Genomic DNA, 20,436 nt, shown 5'->3' with positions numbered 1-20,436 from the left:
GGTTTCTGCGCCTTACGGAACCTGCATACAGGCCGTTTCACCCGTACTGTTAACATCGTTTCCCCGGGGGCCGGGCGGCCTGGTCATTCTGGCTACTGAAATCTCCTTTTTGGTTCATCGGGGCAGTGACATTCTCTTGATTTTTGCCTTATATAACAGCATATAAACTATGAGTAAGTCAATTTTCATTACAGGTGCCTCATCAGGACTTGGAAAGGCAGCAGCCAGGTTGTTTCAAAGTAAAGGATGGAATGTTATTGCTACCATGCGGCAACCGGAAAAGGAAACGGAGCTGCGGCAGTTGAAAAATATAACCATACTACCGCTTGATGTCACCAATGGACAGCAGGTTAACGATACTGTAGAGCAGGTAGCAAACCTTTACGATATTGATGTGGTATTGAACAACGCCGGTTATGGTTTGATTGGTCCACTGGAGGCCTTCTCCGAAGAACAGATAAATAAACAGGTAGATACGAATTTACTGGGTGTTATACGCGTATCGAAGGCATTCATACCTTGGTTCAGAGAGAAAAGAAAAGGCCTGTTTCTCAACATTACCTCGAGCTTTGGATTATTAGGCTTCCCAACCTGTACACTTTACAGCGCCACCAAATTTGCAGTAGATGGCTTCTCCGAAGCATTGGCGCTTGAACTGGCGCAGTTTGATGTGCGGGTGAAGATAGTGGCTCCTGGCGGCATCCGGACCGATTTTGCAGGCCGCTCTTTACAGTCCGGTACGCATGGTGCCTACCGGCAGTTGATGGCTAAAGTGGCCGAAGGATATAGCGCAGAACAGGTAGCCAACTACGCTAGTGCTGAAGATATTGCCCGGGTGATCTTTGAGGCAGCAACCGATGGACAGGATAAATTGCGCTATGTGGCAGGTAAAGACGCCATAGCATTGTATCATGAACGTACTGCTACAGGAGCGGAAGCGCAACTGGAAAGGCTGAAATCAGCGTTCCTATTTTAGAGCCTGTTATTAATTTGTAGATTTGTTAAGAATGTAAAATTGTGAAGAAGGGACCCGTCATATTCAATTCGCTGGCTCACTTGCATAGGGCAATGGGACTGCCGGCGCCTTCGCATCCTCTGATTAGTGTTATCAATTACGGAGATGCTGTTTTTGACCCCGCAGATTTTGAACAAGGTATTATCCTTGATTTCTATAAGATCTCGTTTAAGACCCGTTTTTCGGGAAAATTGAGATACGGACAGGGATTCTACGATTTCGAGGATGGAGGAATGTCGTTTGTAGCTCCCGGTCAACTCCTGCGCATGCAGGATGAAGAAGCGAATTATGAAGGTTTGTCACTGCATATTCATCCTGACTTCATCCGTCCCTATACCCTGAACACGGTAATAAAACAGTACGGCTTTTTCAGTTATTCAGCAGCCGAAGCATTGTATTTATCTGAAAAAGAAAAGGCCACTATCCTGAGCGTTTATAGCTACCTGCAGGAGGAACTGAATGAACGGATTGATAAATTTTCCCAGGACGTGATCATTTCACAAATTGAATTATTGCTTAACTATAGTAACCGTTTTTACGATCGCCAGTTTATTACCCGCAAAGCAGTAAACAATGACATACTGGTAAGATTGGAGGAGCTGCTTGAACATTATTTCAATCATAAAACGTCGCTGGAGAAAGGACTTCCGTCTGTAAATTTTGTAGCAGAACAACTGCATCTTACTCCAAGATATTTAAGTGATCTGTTACGGAACCTGGTAGGTTCAAATACGCAGCAATATATTCATAGAAAAGTTATCGAAAAGGCGAAGGAGTATCTGACTAAAGATGTACTCACCGTGGCGGAAGTTGCTTATCAACTGGGTTTTGAGCATCCGCAATCTTTTAGCAAGTTCTTTAAAACCAAAACCACCTTATCGCCCCTGGATTATAAAAAGACGATCCGGAACTAACGCTACATGTATTATACATAAACCATTAGATTCATCATCGATTAAATAAGAAGAAATGAGTGAAACAGATTTTAATGATATCGTCTCCCGTTCACTGGAATTGAGGAAAAAGTATCACCAACTGGAGCTACAGCATCATGGCAGTGAATGGACGGTGGAAGAAGATGCATTGGCTTATCTGACGGATGCGGGATTGGTAGGAAGAAATATCATGTCGCAGCAGGAGCGCTGGCCGAAAGCTAATTCTCAATCGGAGCTGGAACATAAGCTTGGTGAGAATATCTGGTGGCTGATTGTGCTTGCCGATCGCAGCGGTATCGATATTAAGGAGGCTGTAGGAAATTTTCTGACCAAGACAGAGGGACAGCTTTCGTAGAAGGACGTTTCTGTGAAAGAGGATAAGGTTGTATACAAAACCGGGTGAGCTTTAGGCACACCCGGTTATTCAATGTTGATTATTGTAATGGTTAGATCCTATCCATTATTCATTCCATCATCTGGCTATTGTTTCGTTCATTTATTATTTTGAAGGTTGTTGTTTCGCTTTCATTTTAGCCTTTTGTTCAGGCGTGAGGATGTTATCCCAGCTGGCTTTTTGTTTTTGCATAACAGCTTTTACCTGTGCTTTTTTGTCGGCTTCGGAGAGTGACTGGTTCTCGCGGATTGCTTTGATCTGCTCGCGGGTCTTTGCTTTTTCTTCTTTTATTTTAGCTACCTGTTCGTCGTTGAGGTTCAGAGAGGCTTTCATGGCATCGAGGCGTTTGCCCTTCATTTCCTTTGCTTTTGCTGCTGCCTGCTTCCTGTTGGTTTCGATAGTGGCTTTTTGTTCGGCCGTTAATACCTGCTGCATTTTCTGATGACGCTCCTGGTGCAGTGCCGCCAATTGTTTTTTCTGATCTGCTGCATCCAGGTTTTTGGCTTTTACATCTGCTGCTTTCTTTTTAAAATCTTCGTTAATGGTTTTGGCCTGTGCCTTTTGTTCATCGGAGAAAGTGACGCCTTTCATTGCTTTGTCGCCCTTGTGTCCATGATGTTTATGGTCTTTACCATCTCCCTGGTGTTTTTGATGTACGCCTGCTTTATGTTGCTTAACAGCTGTACTATCCTGGGCCATCGCACTGGCTGTCATGAAGACGCCAACTACTGCAAGTGTTAAGATTTTTTTCATGTTGTGTCGTTTTTAAAATAGACTACGACAGAATTCGGAGGTTTAACCCGCTCCTCCAAAAAATGCCATAACAACTAAACATTAACGTTTGGTTCTCCAGCATAAAAACAAAGAGGCCGTATCATAAGTTGAAGTGCGATACGGCCTCGTTTTTCTCGGGTAACTGATGGAGAAGGGTTCCCGTTTAAGCAATTCTCAGCGGCTATTTTTATTTACGAGCCACCCTCGTGTCATAATTATTGTAATGGCCTTCACCTGCTTTTAAACCTATCATTCTGCCATCTGTTCCTATTTATCTCCTCCTCCAAGCGCTCTGTACAGATCTATCCAATAGAGAAACTGGGCCTTCTTCGCTTCATTCAGTTCCAACTCTGCTTCCAGCACACCCTTTTGGGCGGTGATCACCTCGAGGTAGGAGGCGTAACCTGCAATGTAAAGTTCGCGGGAAGAAGCTACCGCTTCACTTAAGGCAGTTACCTGTTTTTGTTTCAGGAGGTAAAGCTGGCGCGTATTGTTGAGCTGCTCTATGGTTGTGCCTACTTCGCGGAAACTGTTGAGGATGGTTTTCTGATACTGGTACCATGCTTCTTTGTTGCGTGCGGTGGATACCAGGTAGTTGGCCTGCAGTTGCTTCTGGTTAAACAGGGGAGCGGTGAGGCCTCCCAACAGACCATATGTGAGTGAAGAGCCGTTGAATAACAGTTGTGCTTTAAATGCATTGATGCCGGCGTAGGGAGTGATCTGGAAGGAAGGCATAAAAGCAGCCCTGGCGGCCGCTACATCTGCTTTGGCTGATTCGAGCTGCCACTCGGCTTCGCGGATATCCGGCCTGCGTAATAACAGGGTGCTGGGTAAACCTGCGATGGCTTTTTCGGGGATGGCTTTCTGCATAAACCCGCTGTCGCGTAATACTGGTTGGGCATAGCGTCCAAGCAGGTAGTTGAGCTGGTTTTCTGCCTTTACTATTTCGCGGCGGATGGAGTATTCAAATGTTTGGGTGTTATACAATTGCGCTTCCATTTGCTGCACTGCCAGTTGTGTGGCCCGGCCGCCTTCTTTCTGTGCTTTTACTACTTCCAGCGCGCTTTCCTGTAAGGTGGTGTTACGGCGGATGATGCGGTGCTGGTTGTCTAAAGCCATCAGTTCGAAATAGTAACCCGCTACCTGCGACACGAGCATGGTAGTAAGCAGGCGTTTACCTTCCTGTGAAGCGGCCAGTTGCGCCAATGCCGCTTTCTTTTTGTTCTTCAGTTTTTTCCATACATCTATTTCCCAGTTGCTGCGCAACCCCAGGAAGAAGTCGGGGGTGACAGGATAGGGGATCTTCTGATTACCGGAGATATTGGGCGACAGGTTGGTATCCCAGTTACCCACACCGTTCATGGTGTAGTCGCCGTATTTATCGATGCCTGCTGAAAGGATGGCGTTGACGGAGGGGAGCATTGCGTTTTTAGCGCCCAGCAGCAGTGCATTGGCGGTTTGTATGCGTTGCATGGCAATCTGCATATCGGGATTGTTGTGCAGCGCTGTATCGATGAGCTGTTGTAATAACGGGTCTTTGAAGAACTGGCGCCATGTAAGATCGCCTATGCCGGTGCTATCGTGTTGTGCAGCGCTAAAGGCGGCCGGCATGGTACGTGCTTCGGGCAGTATAACCGGCTGCGCTACTTTGCAGCCGGTTATGCCTGTTACTACTATAAGTGATGCATATATAAGGAATCGCATGTGTTTACTGTTTAGGAATGAGCTGTATGATGACCGTGCTTATTGGCTTTCTTATTGGCTTTGTGTGCTGCCAGGCTTGCGAATACTACATAGAGCCCCGGCACCAGTACCAGTCCGAAGATGGTACCGATAAGCATACCGCCTGCGGCTGCGGTACCTATAGACCGGTTACCCATGGCGCCTGCGCCGCTGGCGATACACAAGGGTATCAAGCCTGCTATGAATGCAAAGGATGTCATGAGGATTGGCCGCAGCCTGGATACTGCACCTTCTTTGGCGGCTTCGAGTACCGATAAGCCATCTTTACTGCGCTGGATCGCGAACTCTACGATAAGGATGGCGTTTTTACCCAGCAAGCCTATCAGCATTACGAGCGCCACCTGCGCGTAGATATTGTTTTCGAGCCCTGCCATTTTCAGGAAGAGGAAGGAGCCCAGGATACCTGTAGGCAAAGACAGGATTACGGGTAATGGCAGCAGGAAGCTTTCGTACTGTGCTGCCAGCAACAGGTAAACGAATACAAGGCATATCAGAAAGATGAAGCCTGCCTGGTTGCCGGAGAGGATCTGTTCGCGTGTCATGCCTGACCATTCGTAGTCGTAACCTTTCGGCAGTTTTTCTTTTGCTACCCTTTCAATGGTTTCGATGGCATCACCGCTACTGAAGCCTGCTGCGGCATCGCCATTGATGAGGGCCGATGTGTACATGTTGTAACGCGTAAGCTGCTCCGGGCCGTATACTCTTTCGAGCGTGGCGAAGTTGGCGTATGATACCATTTCGCCTTTATCATTCTTTACATAAAGACTTAAAATGTCTTCCGGTTTAGAGCGATAGTCGGGATAAGCCTGTACCATCACCTTATACATCTGTCCGAAGCGGATGAAGTTGGTGGCGTAGTAGCTGCCCAGCAATGTTTGCAGGTTTTGCATGGCATTGTCGACGGTGACACCTTTTTTGGCGGCCATATCCTGGTCTATCCGGATCATGTATTGCGGGAAGCTGGCGTCGAAGCTGGTGAAGGCGTTGGCGATGGCTTTCTCCTTTTTCAGGGCGGCTATAAAATCCTGGGTAGCGTGAGCAGTTTTATTGAGATCACTGCTTTTGCCCTTATCGAGCAAACGGAATTCGAAGCCACTGGCGTTACCGAAACCGGGAACGGTGGGTGGTGCAAAGAATTCGATCGTGGCATCGGTAATGCCTTTTGTTTGTTGCTGCAGTTTTGCGATCACATCTTCGACGCTGGCGTCGCGATTGTCCCAGCTTTTGAGGTTGATCATGCCCATGCCATAGGAGGCGCCTGCTACTTCGGTAACAAGGCTATAACCTGCAAGCGTGCTGATGTTCTCTACTTCTCCGAGCTTTGAAGAAGCTACCTGTATGGCATCGAGTACCTTTTCGGTACGGCCCACCGAAGCGCCGGGCGGGGTGGTTACGTTCACGTAGATCATGCCCTGGTCTTCCGTAGGTATAAAGCCTGATGGCAATACGCTGCCGGCTATCCAGGTACTAAGACAGAAGAACACCAGCATTGCCAGCGTTACCCATTTCTTACCTGCTATACGGACTACAAGGTTCTTATACTTGTTTTCGGTAGCATTATAACTTTTATTGAAACCGCCGAAGAAGCGTTGGAGCCAGTTTTTCTTTTTGCCTGGCGAAGGATGTTTGAGCAGCAACGCACAAAGGGCGGGTGTTAGCGTAAGGGCGTTGATGCCGGAGATGACAATGGCTATTGCCAGTGTAAGAGAGAACTGCCTGTAGAATACGCCAACCGGCCCGGAGAGGAATGCCACAGGCACAAACACCGCCGACATGACGAGCGTGATTGCCAGGATGGCGCCGCTGATCTCTTTCATAGCGCCAATGGTTGCGGGTAAGGCGGGCATATGATGATGGCTCATTTTAACGTGAACCGCTTCAACGACGACAATGGCGTTATCGACGACGATACCAATCGCCAGCACCAGTGCGAAGAGGGTAAGGAGGTTAATAGAGAAGCCCATCATTTGCATAAAAGCCAGTGTACCTACCAATGCCACGGGTACTGCCAGCGCGGGAATCAACGTAGAGCGGAAGTCTTGCAGGAATACAAAGACTACCAGGAATACCAGTAACAGCGCTTCAACCAGCGTACGCAATACTTCATGGATACTTGCATCGAGAAAGCGCGATACATCGTAGGCATAGTTGTAGTCCATTCCGGGAGGGAAGCCATCTTCCCTGAGTTCGGCCATTTTGGATTTGATGGCCTTGATGACATCGCTTGCGTTGGAGCCGGGGCGTTGTTTGATCATGATAGATGCTGATGGTTTGCCATCTGTTTTCGATACCATGCTATAACTCAGTGTACCAAACTCGATATCGGCTACTTCTTTTAACCGCAGGATATCGCCATCCTGCGAAGCTCTTATCACAATGTTCTCATATTGCGAGGGCTCGAAGAATTTACCTGTATAGCGCAATACATATTCGAGGTCGTATGATTGTTTGCCGGAGCCTTCGCCTGTTTTGCCTGGGGCGGCTTCTACGTTCTGGTTGCGCAGCGCCTGGATGACTTCATCGGTTGATACGTTGTAGGCAAGCATACGGTCGGGTTTCAGCCATACGCGCATGGAGTATTCCCTGGCGCCCATGATCTCGGCGAAACCAACACCATCGATGCGTTTCAGTTCCTGCAAGACATTGATGTCGGCGAAGTTGTAGATGAATTCTTCGTCCATGGTAGAGTCGCGGCTGATGACGTTGAGGTAGAGGAGCATACTGTTCACCTCTTTTTCGGTGGTTACACCGGCTTTGATCACCTCTTCGGGTAATTCGTCGAGTACGGTGGATACGCGGTTCTGAACGTTTACGGCTGCCTGGTCGGGGTCTGTTCCTACCTGGAAGAACACCTGAATGAGCGTTGTGCCGTTGTTACCGGATACAGACGACATGTAAGTCATGCCGGGCACACCGTTAATAGCTCTTTCCAAAGGGGTGGCCACAGCTTTGGTACATACTTCGGCATTGGCGCCGGTGTACTTAGCTGTTACTACTACAGAAGGGGGAACAATATCGGGGAACTGAGTTACCGGCAGGGTGAACAACGCCAGTGCCCCCAGCAGGCATATGATAAGTGAGATAACCAGTGATAATACCGGTCGTCGTATAAATGTTTCAACCATTGTGATGCGTATTCAGTGATAGTTCTGCGGAAGCGGCAATAGCATGGCTTCCGGCAGGTTATCTGTTGGTCAATAAAAGGATTAATTGATCGTTCTACTTCAATCGTTGTGCAAGCAGGCTATCGTTTTGGACGGTTCTGGGTTGAATGCGCATACCGTTTTTGATAGACTGTACACCTTCCAGCACAATGTTATCTCCATTGGAGAGGCCCGACTGAACAATGTAGTAGTCGTTGATGCGCACACTTGGAATGAAATTGCGCATGGTTACTACGTTGTTTTTTTCTACTACGTACACGTAGTTTTTATCCTGGATCTCGAAGACGGCTTTTTGCGGAACCAGCAGCACTTCCTGAACAGGCGTGGTGACAACGATTTTACCGGTAGAGCCATGTTTCAGCAGGTGATTGGGATTGGGGAAGCTGGCGCGGAAAGCGATGGAGCCTGTACCTGCATCAATTTGTCCTTCCATGGTTTTGATGATGCCTTTATGGGCGTACTTATTGCCGTTGGAGAGGAAGAGTTCCACGGTGCTGTTCAATGCATCGTTTTTCTTTTCATTGCCATTGGACTGCAGGATCTGGAGGTATTCGTTTTCAGACACGTTGAAATAGGCGTGAACGGTGCTGAGGTCCGATACGGTTGTGAGTAGTGCACCTTCATTCACAAGGCTGCCGCTTCTGAGGGGGATACGGTCTATTACGCCGGAGAATGGCGCATAGATAGCGGTATAGGAAAGGTGATGTGCTGCTTCGGATTCGAGTGCCTGGGCTTCGGCTACTTTGGCTTCGGCTGACCGGACCCTGGTTTTGGCAAGATCGAGTTCGGTTGATGAAATGATCTTTTTCGTTACCAGTCCGCTTACCCTTTGTGCTTCCAGTGAAGCTGCTTTGGCTTCGGCCTGCATATTGGCGAGGTTGGCTTTTGCTTTGTCGAGGGCGAGGCGGTATTCTTTGTCGTTGAGTTTAAACAACAGTTGTCCTTCTTTTACTTCCTGACCTTCATCGACGTAGATCTGCTCGAGATAGCCCTGTACTTTGGCTCTTAATTCTACGTTACGTCTTGCTTCGATAGCTGCGACGTAGTTGGTATGTATGATGGTGTCTTTTTTCAGGATCTGAACGACAGGGACTTCCTGGAGTTCGCTGCCGGTGGATTTGTTTTCGTTATTGGAACGGCATGCAATGGCACACAAAGCCATAGCCGTGAAAAAACAGAGTGTATTCTTCCGTATCATTAATGTTCAATTAAGTTAATTCAATCAAAGGGCGTATGTACTAAAGCCAGTGATTGAACTCAGAACGGTGTTAACCGGAAGAGGTAGTTGTAATAAGGAGGTAGTAGTGCTTCCGTGGTATTGGCGGGTTTGGCATGCAGGACAGCGTTCCTGGCGTGAGCATGTGTGCCGCAATACTGGTGGGCTTCTTTCTGCCGCACCTGGTGCCTGATGGGCGTGCGTTGCAGGTTGAAGTAGCTGTAGTGAAAATGAAAATGTTTTATGGGTGCTTCTTCCGCTGTTTCGGGGTTACCTGCCAGCAGATCGAGCAGACATCCGAGGAAGTATCCGTCGGTGCCGTAGTTGGTACGTGGGTCTGGTGTTAATGAAAGATGGTCGGTTCCGTTTATCGGCTTCGGAGTGAAGTGATTTCCGGGCAAAGCAAAGCTCATCAGGCCAAAAGAGATGGCCAGAATAACGGATATGAAAGTATTTATTTTCTTTACCGGCATACTGCTTTTTCTACATTAACCAGGACTCATATGGCAGCAGTCGGCAGTTGAGTGCTACTGATTTCGTTCGAAACAAATATAGAAAAAAATAGAGAAAAATGCCAGGAGGTACATTCTGAGACGGGTGGAATCATCAACGGCAGTTCTATTCTAAGACTCCTTGTTGGCGAGCTGTCCGCATGCTGCATCTATATCTTTTCCCCTGCTTCTGCGAAGCCTTGCGTTGACGCGGTTTTTCTCGAGGTATTGCATGAATGCTTCAACAGTATCTTCATCGGGTTTTGAAAACTGGAAGGCGTCTATTGTATTATATTCAATGATGTTAACGAGATCGGCTGGTATTTGCCTGAATACGCGCACCAGTTCGGCGGCATCTTCTAAACTATCGTTAAAATTCTGAAAGAGAATATATTCCAGGGTGATTTCGTTGCCTGTTTGTTTATAAAAATAATTCAGCGCGTCGATCAGTGCTTTGATGTTGTTGCTTTCATTAACCGGCATGATCTCATTCCGCTTTTTATCGTTTGCGGCGTGCAGGGACAGGGCGAGTTTAAAGCGTACTTTATCGTCTCCCAGTTTCCTGATCATTTTGGCAACGCCTGCTGTAGAAACCGTAATACGCCGCGGGCTCATGCCCAGACCATCCTCAGCCGATATTCTTTCAATGGCTTTAAGGACGTTATTGTAGTTAAGCAGGGGTTCGCCCATGCCCATAAATACAATATTGGACAGTTTTTTACCGTAGGCTTCTTCGCTTTGCTGGTTGATGAGCACTACCTGGTCGTAGATCTCGTCGTAATGAAGATTTCTTTTCCGGTCCATATAGCCCGTTGCGCAGAATTTGCAGCTAAGGCTGCAGCCTACCTGTGAGGATACGCAGGCGGTTTTGCGTTCGTCGGTAGGGATGAGCACCCCTTCGACGAGATGTCCTTCCACTGTTTTGAAGCGGCTTTTTATGGTGCCGTCGTTACTATGCTGTGTGGCATCGAAAGAGAGGGCGGGCAATGTAAAGTTTTCGGCCAGCTGGTTTCTCAGTTCCTTACTCAGGTTGGTCATAGCGTTGAAGCTATGTGCATGTTTCTGCCAGATCCACTCATAGACCTGTTTTGCCCTGAATTTCTGAGCTCCCATTTCCAGGAAGTACGCCTCTAATTCCGGCAGGCTAAGGTGCCGGATATTCTGTTGCTGCATTGCCATGGCGCAAAGATACAATAGTAGACACAAGTGGCCGCGTTCGCCAATACTAACATCTATTATTTTCCTATCTTCAGTTTCTATGAGAACTTGCTATATAATTGATGCCGTGCGTACTCCGGTGGGGAGGTATGGCGGAAAGTTAAGCAGGATGCGTCCTGACGACCTGCTTGCGCATGTGATAAAAGCGCTTATGACGAGAAATGCGGGGGTGGATCCTGCTGTTATCGAGGATGTTATTGCGGGTGCTGCCAACCAGGCGGGTGAAGACAACCGCAATGTTGCCCGGATGGCGGCATTATTGGCCGGCCTGCCGGTAACCACTGCCGGCATAACGGTTAACCGATTATGTGCCAGTGGTTTACAATCTATTATGGATGCTGCCCGTGCTATCATGTGTGGCGAAGGGCTTTTTTACATAGCGGGTGGCGCTGAAAGTATGACCCGCGCTCCGTTTGTAATGGCCAAGGGCGAAACTGCATGGAGCCGGCAGCCTGAAATGTATGATACCACTTTGGGCTGGCGTTTTGTGAATCCGCGCCTGTCGGCGGCTTATCATCCTTATACGATGGGAGAAACGGCTGAAAATGTAGCAAGGCAATGGAAGATCGGCCGTGAACAGCAGGATATTTTCGCCTTGCGTTCGCAGGAGGCTTATGCCCGTGCGCTGGAGAAAAACAAGTGGCAGGATGAGATAGCGCCGGTGATGGTAACCGAAAATAAAGAGCAGCGTCTTTTTGACAGCGACGAGCATCCGCGAAAGACTTCATTGGAACAGCTGGCTTCCCTGAAGCCTGCTTTTGCAGCCGACGGCTCTGTTACAGCGGGTAATTCGAGCGGGATCAATGATGGTGCGGCTGCGTTATTACTGGCCAGTGAAGCGGCTGTAAAACAGTTTAACCTGCAACCTATGGCGCGGGTGGTAAGTATGGCCGTAGCCGGGGTAGATCCTTCTGTTATGGGAATTGGTCCCGTGCCGGCGTCGCAAAAGGCGCTTGCGAGGGCCGGGCTTTCGGTTAACGATCTGGCGCTTACCGAGCTGAATGAGGCGTTTGCTGCTCAAAGCCTGGCTTGTATGCAGGAATTGCAGCTTAACCCGGATACTGTTAATGTGAATGGTGGCGCTATTGCCATTGGGCATCCGCTGGGATGCAGTGGCAGCCGTATTGCTGCTACCTTATTACATGAAATGAAAAGAAGTGGGGGAAGGTATGGGCTGGCATCGATGTGTATAGGAGTGGGGCAGGGGGCGGCGATGATATTTGAGCGGATGTAACTATGCCAGCGCGGCTGGGGATCAGGCAGGGGGCGCCGAGGGGCTGGTGGTTGTGAGGGGCTGGTTGCCTCGATAGATTGGTGGCTTGACTGGCTGGTGGTTGTGAGGGGCTGGTGGTTTGGCGGCCCGACTGGCTGGTAGTTGCGAGGGGCTGGTTGCCTCGATAGATTGGTGGCTTTGGAAGGTGCGGTCCCGACAGGTGGTGGTACCGATAGGTTGGGGGCTTGACAGGTTGGTGGTTGCGAGGGGCTGGTGGTTTGGCGACCCGACTGGCTGCTAGTTGAGAGGGGCTGGTTGCCTCGATAGATTGGTGGCTTTGGAAGGTGCGGTCCCGACAGGTGGTGGTACCGATAGGTTGGGAGCTTGACAGGTTGGTGGTTGCGAGGGGGTGGTGGTTTGGCAGCCCGACTGGCTGGTGGTAGTGAGGGGCTGGTTGCCTCGATAGATTGGTGGCTTTGGAAGGTGCGGTACCGACAGGTGGTGGTACCGATAGGTTGGGGGCTTGACAGGCTGGTGGTTGGGCAGACTGTTGGTTTTGGCGTTTTCAGGCGGCCGGATTTTGGAGGGTGGTGTTGTAAAGGTTCCTTTGAGGGGGGCTAAAAAATTTAGTATGTAGATGCAAATGATTATATTTGTGAAAAAAGATTAATAGCATGTCTTATCCAGCATCTTTAATCGCTTATTACCTGGTAAAAAAGGGTATAGAGGAAGGAAATCCTCTGAGCCAGATGAAGTTGCAAAAAATGGTCTATTTTGCTCATGGCATACATATGGCCCTACATAAAGAGGCATTGGTAAGCGAAAAATTCCAGGCCTGGAAGTTTGGGCCTGTTGTGCCGGATATTTATCATGCCTATAAGTTATATGGCAGTGATCCTATTGCTTCTACTGAATGGGTTGTAGATCATAATGCCAAGGAAGCGGGGCTTTCCCTTCTTAATGAGGAGGCTATTAAAACCCTTGATTTTACCTGGGATAGTCTTAAGGATTTCAATGCTATCAAACTTTCGAACTGGACACATCAGCCGGGGTCGCCCTGGTCTAAAAATTACAATCCCAATATCAACGATATAGCTATTCCCAATACAGAAATAGCGGATTACTTCAAACAGTTTGTTGTAACCAATGAAGAATGATATTAACCTAGAGAAGCTTCAGTCGCTTGTAAATGAAGCTCCGGACGCACCACAACCAATTTTGCAGGAAAAAGACTACCTGAACCGTGAGGCTTCTTTCAAGCTTGAGCTTGCACGCGTGGAATCGGCTGTTGAATACAACAAGACGCTTGTTCAGAATAACAAGGAGCGTAAAAAATATGCTTTCCTGATCTTTACATTTACGTGTATCTGGACCTTCTTCATTTTTATCATCCTGTTCTGCCAGGGTTTTGGTGACAATAAGCCATTCTGCTTTAATTTGTCGGACAGTATCATGATCACGCTAATTACCACCACTACCGTCAACTTCCTGGGTTTTTTCCTGTTGGTAACGAAGTATCTTTTTCATGCTAAAAGTCATTACCCGATAGATAAGATCCAGTAGTGCCGGTGTTTATACCGTTTTATTTGTAGTAGATATCATCGAGGTAGAAGAATCCATCTGCTTTTTTCCAGTACCAGAATTTATTCTGATAGCGGTAGTAATCGCCTTTAGCTGATTTACTTGCTTTGGCGTCGGGAACATATAACGCCAGCGGGAGCAGGACGTGATGGCGTGCCAGCATGTTACTTCTTTGCGTAGCTGTGATGGGGGCATTGGCCGGTAATACTTTATTATTGGCAAGTACATAAGGCGGCACTGATTTGGAGCTTACAGCCAGGCGTCCTCCTTTGTCAAGTATGACAAGTATTTTTTCGTTTGTAGTAATGGGAACCGTAGTTGTATCGGGGATGGCCGGTGTTACAGGCGTGGTGCCGGGTTTGGTTTTATTGGGATAAACGATCTGTGCGTTGGTATTGCCTGAAGCAGGAGGAGTGGTTTTGCGGCTGCAGGCAGAGAATATAATGAGAACAAGGGTACAGCGTAATACATAGTTTTTCATCCGAAATCTTCATTTGTGAGCCGATATCTGCCCTAATACTGTGCCAGAGTTGGGAATTATATCGTTAAACAGGGGGCGGAGCGAGCCGGGGGCAGCTGGCCTGGAGATTTGTGAGCTGTGTACCGGGTTGCGAGGGGGGGCTAAGCAAGGGACTGCCTGACTGGAATAAGTTGCGTAAGCTGCCGCGAAAGAAATGGCAAGGGGGGGATAAAGGGGCGGTTGGGGGGATCAAGTGCGATGCAAGTGCGATACAAGTACGATGTAAATGCGATGCAAGTGCGGTTATCTTTCGTCTTAGGCGGCTTTAAGGCGGCTTAGCTACGGGAATGACGGAACGGGTATAAGGGGCTGGCTGTTATGGCCGGCCCCTTATGCTGCGCTTTCCTGTGGAGCGCTTATTGGTTCCTTTGGTTGTGTCAGCCGATCTTTATGCGTAGTTATTCAAATAACGAAGCTGTGAGTTGTGTTTGGGGCAGTGCTTTTTGTTCTCCGTTTTGAAGATCACGTACTACGCAGGTATTTTCTTCCAGTTCTTTGCTGCCGAGGATCACTGCGTAGCGGATGGTTTTCTTTTCTGCGTATTTAAACTGTTTGTCGAATTTGGCTGACTCGTGAAACAATTCGCAGCGGATGCCGTTGCTGCGCAGCGACTGCATCAGTTTAAACGCCTGGTTGCTTTCGGCTGTGCCGAGGTTGAAAAACAGGACCTGTGTTCCTGTTTGTACTTCTTCGGGGAACAACTGTAATTCTTCCATTACATCATAAATGCGGTCGACGCCGAAGCTGATACCTACACCTGGCAGGTTGGGTACGCCAAACAACCCGGTAAGGTCGTCGTAGCGGCCGCCGCCGCCGATGCTGCCCATATTTACGTTTTTAGCTTTTATTTCGAAGATGACACCGGTATAATAGTTAAGACCGCGTGCCAGGGTGAAATCTGTGATCACTTCGGCGCTGGAAGCACCGGAAGCCGCGAGGTTACCTGTTTGCGCCAATATATAGGTCAGCTCCTCTATTCCCCTGGCGGCGGTTTCATTTCCAGCCATCAGAGAAATAAGTTGCTGCATTCTTTCTTCGTTACTGCCATCGATCTGCAGATAGGTTTCAATGATAGCAACCTGTTCAGGTTGTAAGCCACGTTGTTCCAGTTCGGCCTTTACCTTTTCAAGCCCTATCTTATCCAATTTATCTATAGCAACCGTGATAGCGGTGAGTTGTTCCTGTCCGCCGCAAAGCTCAGCGAGGGCGGCAAGTATTTTACGGCTGTTGATGCGTATTTCTACCGGGATGCCCAGTTTGCTGAAAACAGTAGCATAGATAGCGGTAAGTTCTACTTCATTCAACAGCGACTGGCTGCCTACGACGTCGGCGTCGCATTGATAGAACTCGCGGTAGCGGCCGCGTTGCGGGCGATCGGCGCGCCATACGGGCTGAATCTGGTAGCGTTTAAAAGGGAAGGTTAGTTGTCCGTGGTTCATGGCTACATAGCGGGCAAAGGGAATGGTAAGATCGTAGCGGAGGGCACGTTCTGTGATGGCTTTCGTGTTTTTGCCTTCGAGCACCTGTTCAAAATCGGCGCGTGCCGTATTTTGTTTTTCGCTCAGGCCATTGTTGAGGATTTTGAAGATGAGCTTGTCGCCTTCGTCGCCATATTTACCCATCAGGGTTTCCATGTTTTCCATGGCTGGCGTTTCGAGGGGTTGGAAACCATAGAGTTCAAATACGTTACGGATGGTATTAAATATATAATTGCGCTTTCTTACAACTGCTGCGCTAAAATCTCTTGTGCCTTGTGGAAGGGTAGGCTTCATTGTGATAATATTGAAAATTTATGTCGTAATAAGATTTGTGCTGTTATGCCTTGAATTTCAGGATGATGTTATCGCAGGCTTTATCGATCAACTCAAATACCTCGTGATAACCTTCTTCGCCGCCATACCAGGGGTCGGGAACGCCGCGATGCTGGCCGGGGTAAAGTTCGTTAAGCAGTAAATCTGTTTTGGAGGGATCCCAAGATCTGCCGCTCATTCTTTTCACATCCTGGTAGTTGGAGGCGTCCATCACGTAAATGTAATCATATGATAACATATCGCTGGCTTCGAACTGCCTGGCGCACTGGCCGCTGATATCTATGCCATTATATAAAGCTACTTTCTGCGATAATTTATGGGGCGCTTCGCCTGTATGATAACCTCCGGTTCCTGCGCTTGCCACTTCCCAGTTCAGTTTGTGCTGTTTTATTTTATGTCTGAGAATACCTTCTGCCAGCGGGCTTCTGCAAATATTCCCGAGGCATACCATTAGAATTTTCATAAGCGGCAAAGATATCTTATTCTGATGGTAGATGGGTGAATGACGGCTGTGTGTATGAAGGGCTTCGTGCATAAACGGGAACTCTTAAGATATTGTTAATTCCCGATTTTATGGTATGGAAAAAATGAAAGGAAATGTCTTATTTATTGAATAAATCGCGTTTAAACGGTCAAAAACCTACATTAACGGTTTGTTTAGGCGTGTGGAAATTGATTTTTTCCTAAATTGCTCACTTCGTTTAAAATCTGGATTCGATTATGGAACACAGAATGAGGGATGGACGACAAGAACAAGGAATGGCCGGGGCAAGAGTGGCTTTTGACCTGGTAAGGGCTGTCCTTATATTTTTAATGGGCCTTGTACTGATCTTCGGTAAAAAGATACCGCAGATCGCGGAGTTAGACCCTTTAATGCGTTACCTGTTTGCGGGGCTTTGTCTTTTATACGGTTCTTTCAGGTTGTACAGATCTTTTAAGCGCGACTACTAACAAATGATAATAAAGAAAATCATTGGAATAGCGGCAGGGGTAATATTTTTACAGAGCTGTGATGATTCGAGAACAGCTGGTGAACAGTATTATGACTCTCCCAAGCAAGGCAGGATACATATAAGTGTTGATGAGAGTTTTAAGCCGGTTATCGAAGAACAAATAAAAGTTTATAAATCAGCTTTTCCCGATGCTGAAATTGTGCCTGAATATAAATCTGAAGCGGATTGTTTCAGAGATCTGCAAACGGATAGTACGAGGCTTATAATTGTTGCAAGAGGGTTAAATGAGGAAGAGATAGCTTTCTATAAAAACAAATTGGGTTACAAGCCCGTATTTGATGTTCTGGCCTTTGATGCAGTAGACCTGGTGGTAAATATTGAGTCGCAGGACACGGTGTATACGATGGAACGAATTCGCAGACTGTTGTCGGGTGAGGAGAAGAAGACGGTGGTGGTGGATGGTAATAATGCTACCAGTGCGGTGAGATACCTGATGGATTCGGTGCTTAGAGGCGCGAAATTCGGTGGAAACGTTACTGCAGCGAAGGGGAGTAAGGCGGTATTGGAATATATTGCGGCCGACAAAAATGCTGTAGGTTTTATAGGATCGAGCTGGTTTGGAAACGACCAGGATCCTGAGCAGAAGGCCTGGAACAGCAAAATTAAAATGGCGCTCGTTGAATGTAAGAATTGCGAAAAAGATATATTCGCGAAACCTTCACAAGCAACTTTGTCATATGGCCAATACCCCTTGGTACGACCTTTGTTTTATATACTCAAAGAGAATTCAACCGGTCTTGGCACAGGTTTAATCAACTTTATGAGTCTGGAAAGAGGTCAGCTAATCTTTAGAAGAGCCTACCTGGTCCCCGCACAAATGTATTTTGGCGTTCGTAAGGGAGATCTATCGGAATAGTAATCTGTTTTAAAAACCAATAAGTAGTACTGATTTAACACTGTATAAACTGAAGATCATGAAGAAGACAGCTTTAACATTGTTGGCGTTAGCATTTGCCACTGGACTAACACTGGCCCAGTCGGTAGATGACGGCATCAAGTTCCTGTACTATCAGAAAACCAAGAGTGCTAAGGAAGCCTTTCAGAAAGTAGTAAATGACAAACCCAAAGATGCATATGCTATTTACTGGTTAGGTCAGGCCTTCCTCGAGGATGATGATATTGCTGCAGCAAAGGCGCTTTACCAGAAAGCCCTTACCGATGGAGTGAATGAACCGTGGATCTGGCTGGGTATGGGTCATGTAGAGACTCTTGAACATGCCGATATTAATACGGTAAAACAAAAGTTTGAGCAGGCGATCACAGCAACCACAGCTACAAAAGGCAAAAACAAGGGTAATCCTGATCCTGCTATATTAACTGCTATTGGCCGTGCCTTTGCAGATGGGAGCAGTAAAACCGGCGACCCTCAGTATGCTATCGATAAACTGAAAAAAGCAGTTGAGCTGGACACCAAGTCTCCCGAACCCTATATTTATATGGGGATCTGTTACCTGAAATTAGGTGGCGACCGGGGTGGTGAAGCCGTAGAAGCTTTTCGTGAAGCAACTGTACGCGTTCCCAACTATGCAGCAGGTTTCTTCCGTATAGGTTATATCTACCAAAGCCAGAACAACACCGAAGCGATGAACGAGTGGTATGGTAAGGCTATTGCGGCTGATCCTGCCTATGCTCCGGTATACTTTGCTTATTTCGACTTTTACAAGAACAGAGATGTAAATGCTGCGAAAGAGTTCCTGGATAAGTATGTACAATATGCCGACCAGGATTGCAAAACCGATTATTTCGTAGCCGACTACCTGTTCCGTGCCGGTAAATACCAGGAATCACTGGACAAGGGTAAAGCTATGGAGTCTGGTCCTTGTAAAGATTTTCCCCAGGTGCAGGTATTGTATGCTTACAACTACGACAGGTTAGGTGATTCTGTAGCGGCTGAAACTGCTATGAATAAGTTTCTGAGTGTTGCTCCTGCGAACATCGTTACTGCCGATCACTATGTACAGGCTGCTAAAATTTCTGCCAGGTTTCCTGGTAAGGAAGATGTGGCTGCAGGTTACCTGAACAAAGCTATCGACCTCGATACCAGCAAAGTGAACCAGGCTGCTTACGCCAACACCGGCGCTACCATCTTTGGTAAAGCAAACAGGTATGGCCGTCAGCTGAAATGGTATATGCGTGCTTTAACCATCAAAGGAGAAACTCCTTCGGAAGCTGAATACTACCGTTTGAGCAAAGCAGCTTACGATGCTGTGAATGCAAGTACGGATACTGCGGCTGTTGCTGAGCTGTTCCCTATCGCCGATTCTATCACCAACGCTTATATTACTGCTTTTCCTGATAAACCACAAGGTTATTCTTACCGTGTGCTTATCGCCAAGAAAGCTGACAGAGACTCTACCCAGGGGCTGGCTTTACCTGCTATCGAGCAGTACAACGCTTTCCTGATGAAAGATTCTGTTGCCAATAAGAAAGTGGTTTACCTGAATGATTATTACTTACTGATCTATTACACACAGTATGTAAAAAACATTTCTAAAGAAGAAGGGTACAAAAAAGCGATAGAGATCGCTGGTAAAATGCAGGGTTTATATCCTGATGCAGCTTCAGAAGAGAACAAGTTTGCAACGCAAACCAAAAATCAACTGCAAAGTGCATTAGACAGATACGAAAAAAGTCAGCAGCAATCCGGTGGCAGATCCAACGGTGCTGGAAAATAAATAAATAAAAACTCCGCTTTTAGAGCGGAGTTTTTATTTTTGCGATAATTAAGAATCTTGAAGCATGGATCTAATGACACTTTTGGTTGAACCGCCATTGAACAATGCAACAAACTATTTTCCTATTGGTGTACAGTTCCTGTTCGCTATTGGGTTTGTAGTGGTTATGATGTTTGTAACCCATTGGCTGGGTCCCAAGCGTAAAACAGGTGATAAACTGGCAAATTTCGCCAGTGGTATTGAAAGTCATGGTGATGCGCGTCATCCTGTTGCTATCAAGTACTTCCTGGTAGCGATTCTTTTCGTGCTTTTTGACGTAGAGGTTATATTTTTCTATCCTTACGCTGTTAATTTTAAGATGTTGGGATGGGGTGGATTTTGGGCTGTGATGATGTTTGTGAGCTTTTTCGTTATTGGATTTTTCTACATTATTAAGAAAGGGGCTCTTCAGTGGGAGGATTAAGTCTTTTCAGAATATAAGTAAAAGCAGGAGTGATCCTGCTTTTTTTATGCCTTTTATGGCGCATGGGGATACATTTTTTTCAAAACGTTTTGAAAGTTCTTGGTCGTTTTCCATGGAATTGTAAGGTTGTGTGCTATTTTTGCCTACCCGTTTGTGACAGGAGCAACCGTTACAACAAATTGATGATAAGCTGTTACAACCGGCCCTGAA

Annotated in this window: 19 protein-coding genes; 10 read left to right on the top strand and 9 right to left on the bottom strand. The window is 47.1% G+C overall.

The window, feature by feature from the left end; translation table 11 throughout:
* Positions 1–169: 169 nt before the first annotated feature.
* The 3 genes from ESB13_RS13910 to ESB13_RS13900 are packed head-to-tail and all read left to right on the top strand — an operon-like array spanning position 170 to position 2,305.
* Positions 170–976, top strand: coding sequence for an SDR family oxidoreductase (locus ESB13_RS13910; RefSeq protein ID WP_129004259.1), 807 nt, complete (start codon positions 170–172; stop codon positions 974–976).
* A 41-nt stretch (positions 977–1,017) separates the two neighbouring features.
* On the top strand, positions 1,018–1,929 hold the full coding sequence (locus tag ESB13_RS13905) for a helix-turn-helix domain-containing protein (protein WP_342772670.1): 912 nt from the start codon (positions 1,018–1,020) through the stop codon (positions 1,927–1,929).
* Positions 1,930–1,984: 55 nt separating this feature from the next.
* Positions 1,985–2,305: a nucleoside triphosphate pyrophosphohydrolase family protein gene (locus ESB13_RS13900; RefSeq protein WP_129004258.1), complete on the top strand. Its 321-nt coding sequence runs from the start codon at positions 1,985–1,987 to the stop codon at positions 2,303–2,305.
* Between the two features lie 144 nt (positions 2,306–2,449).
* Here the strand turns inward: ESB13_RS13900 and ESB13_RS13895 are convergent, their stop codons facing one another.
* The 6 genes from ESB13_RS13895 to rlmN all read right to left on the bottom strand — a co-directional run bounded on the left by ESB13_RS13895 (position 2,450) and on the right by rlmN (position 10,911).
* The gene (locus ESB13_RS13895) at positions 2,450–3,097 is read right to left on the bottom strand and encodes a hypothetical protein (RefSeq protein ID WP_129004257.1); all 648 of its coding nucleotides are present in this window, start codon (positions 3,095–3,097) and stop codon (positions 2,450–2,452) included.
* A gap of 288 nt (positions 3,098–3,385) precedes the next feature.
* Complete coding sequence (locus tag ESB13_RS13890; protein ID WP_129004256.1) at positions 3,386–4,822, bottom strand: TolC family protein; 1,437 nt, start codon at positions 4,820–4,822, stop codon at positions 3,386–3,388.
* A gap of 11 nt (positions 4,823–4,833) precedes the next feature.
* Positions 4,834–7,986 (bottom strand): efflux RND transporter permease subunit, encoded by a 3,153-nt coding sequence (locus ESB13_RS13885; RefSeq protein ID WP_129004255.1) that lies wholly within the window; start codon positions 7,984–7,986, stop codon positions 4,834–4,836.
* Between the two features lie 94 nt (positions 7,987–8,080).
* Positions 8,081–9,223 (bottom strand): efflux RND transporter periplasmic adaptor subunit, encoded by a 1,143-nt coding sequence (locus ESB13_RS13880; protein WP_129004254.1) that lies wholly within the window; start codon positions 9,221–9,223, stop codon positions 8,081–8,083.
* Between the two features lie 59 nt (positions 9,224–9,282).
* Positions 9,283–9,714 carry a hypothetical protein gene (locus tag ESB13_RS13875; protein ID WP_129004253.1) on the bottom strand — a complete coding sequence of 144 codons (432 nt, stop codon included), beginning with the start codon at positions 9,712–9,714 and terminating at the stop codon, positions 9,283–9,285.
* A 150-nt stretch (positions 9,715–9,864) separates the two neighbouring features.
* On the bottom strand, positions 9,865–10,911 hold the full coding sequence (rlmN, locus tag ESB13_RS13870; protein ID WP_129004252.1) for a 23S rRNA (adenine(2503)-C(2))-methyltransferase RlmN: 1,047 nt from the start codon (positions 10,909–10,911) through the stop codon (positions 9,865–9,867).
* A 79-nt stretch (positions 10,912–10,990) separates the two neighbouring features.
* Between rlmN and ESB13_RS13865 the strand changes: the two genes are divergently transcribed.
* From ESB13_RS13865 to ESB13_RS13855, 3 genes are all read left to right on the top strand, one after another.
* Positions 10,991–12,184: a thiolase family protein gene (locus tag ESB13_RS13865; protein WP_129004251.1), complete on the top strand. Its 1,194-nt coding sequence runs from the start codon at positions 10,991–10,993 to the stop codon at positions 12,182–12,184.
* A 653-nt stretch (positions 12,185–12,837) separates the two neighbouring features.
* Positions 12,838–13,320, top strand: a complete 483-nt coding sequence (locus ESB13_RS13860; RefSeq protein WP_129004250.1) for a Panacea domain-containing protein — start codon at positions 12,838–12,840, stop codon at positions 13,318–13,320.
* The gene (locus ESB13_RS13855) at positions 13,310–13,726 is read left to right on the top strand and encodes a hypothetical protein (protein WP_129004249.1); all 417 of its coding nucleotides are present in this window, start codon (positions 13,310–13,312) and stop codon (positions 13,724–13,726) included. Before ESB13_RS13860 ends, ESB13_RS13855 begins: the two co-directional genes overlap by 11 nt.
* A 19-nt stretch (positions 13,727–13,745) precedes the next feature.
* On the opposite strand, the gene ESB13_RS13850 is transcribed toward ESB13_RS13855, so the two are convergent.
* The 3 genes from ESB13_RS13850 to ESB13_RS13840 all read right to left on the bottom strand — a co-directional run bounded on the left by ESB13_RS13850 (position 13,746) and on the right by ESB13_RS13840 (position 16,538).
* Positions 13,746–14,225, bottom strand: coding sequence for a hypothetical protein (locus ESB13_RS13850; protein ID WP_129004248.1), 480 nt, complete (start codon positions 14,223–14,225; stop codon positions 13,746–13,748).
* A gap of 437 nt (positions 14,226–14,662) precedes the next feature.
* The gene (gene hisS / locus ESB13_RS13845; RefSeq protein ID WP_129004247.1) at positions 14,663–16,036 is read right to left on the bottom strand and encodes a histidine--tRNA ligase; all 1,374 of its coding nucleotides are present in this window, start codon (positions 16,034–16,036) and stop codon (positions 14,663–14,665) included.
* A 43-nt stretch (positions 16,037–16,079) separates the two neighbouring features.
* The gene (locus ESB13_RS13840; protein WP_164974212.1) at positions 16,080–16,538 is read right to left on the bottom strand and encodes a low molecular weight protein-tyrosine-phosphatase; all 459 of its coding nucleotides are present in this window, start codon (positions 16,536–16,538) and stop codon (positions 16,080–16,082) included.
* A 257-nt stretch (positions 16,539–16,795) separates the two neighbouring features.
* On the opposite strand from ESB13_RS13840, the gene ESB13_RS13835 reads away from it, so the two are divergent.
* From ESB13_RS13835 to ESB13_RS13820, 4 genes are all read left to right on the top strand, one after another.
* Entirely contained in the window at positions 16,796–17,026 is a 231-nt protein-coding gene (locus ESB13_RS13835; protein WP_129004246.1) for a hypothetical protein, read from the top strand.
* Between the two features lie 3 nt (positions 17,027–17,029).
* Positions 17,030–17,944, top strand: a complete 915-nt coding sequence (locus tag ESB13_RS13830; RefSeq protein WP_129004245.1) for a PstS family phosphate ABC transporter substrate-binding protein — start codon at positions 17,030–17,032, stop codon at positions 17,942–17,944.
* Between the two features lie 58 nt (positions 17,945–18,002).
* Entirely contained in the window at positions 18,003–19,763 is a 1,761-nt protein-coding gene (locus ESB13_RS13825; protein WP_129004244.1) for a tetratricopeptide repeat protein, read from the top strand.
* A 64-nt stretch (positions 19,764–19,827) separates the two neighbouring features.
* Positions 19,828–20,226: an NADH-quinone oxidoreductase subunit A gene (locus tag ESB13_RS13820; RefSeq protein WP_220399680.1), complete on the top strand. Its 399-nt coding sequence runs from the start codon at positions 19,828–19,830 to the stop codon at positions 20,224–20,226.
* Positions 20,227–20,436 lie beyond the last annotated feature (210 nt).

This window comes from Filimonas effusa, from assembly GCF_004118675.1.
Lineage (GTDB): Bacteria > Bacteroidota > Bacteroidia > Chitinophagales > Chitinophagaceae > Filimonas > Filimonas effusa.
Note: the sequence above shows the minus strand (reverse complement) of the source record. Positions and strands in the feature narration are given on the sequence as shown.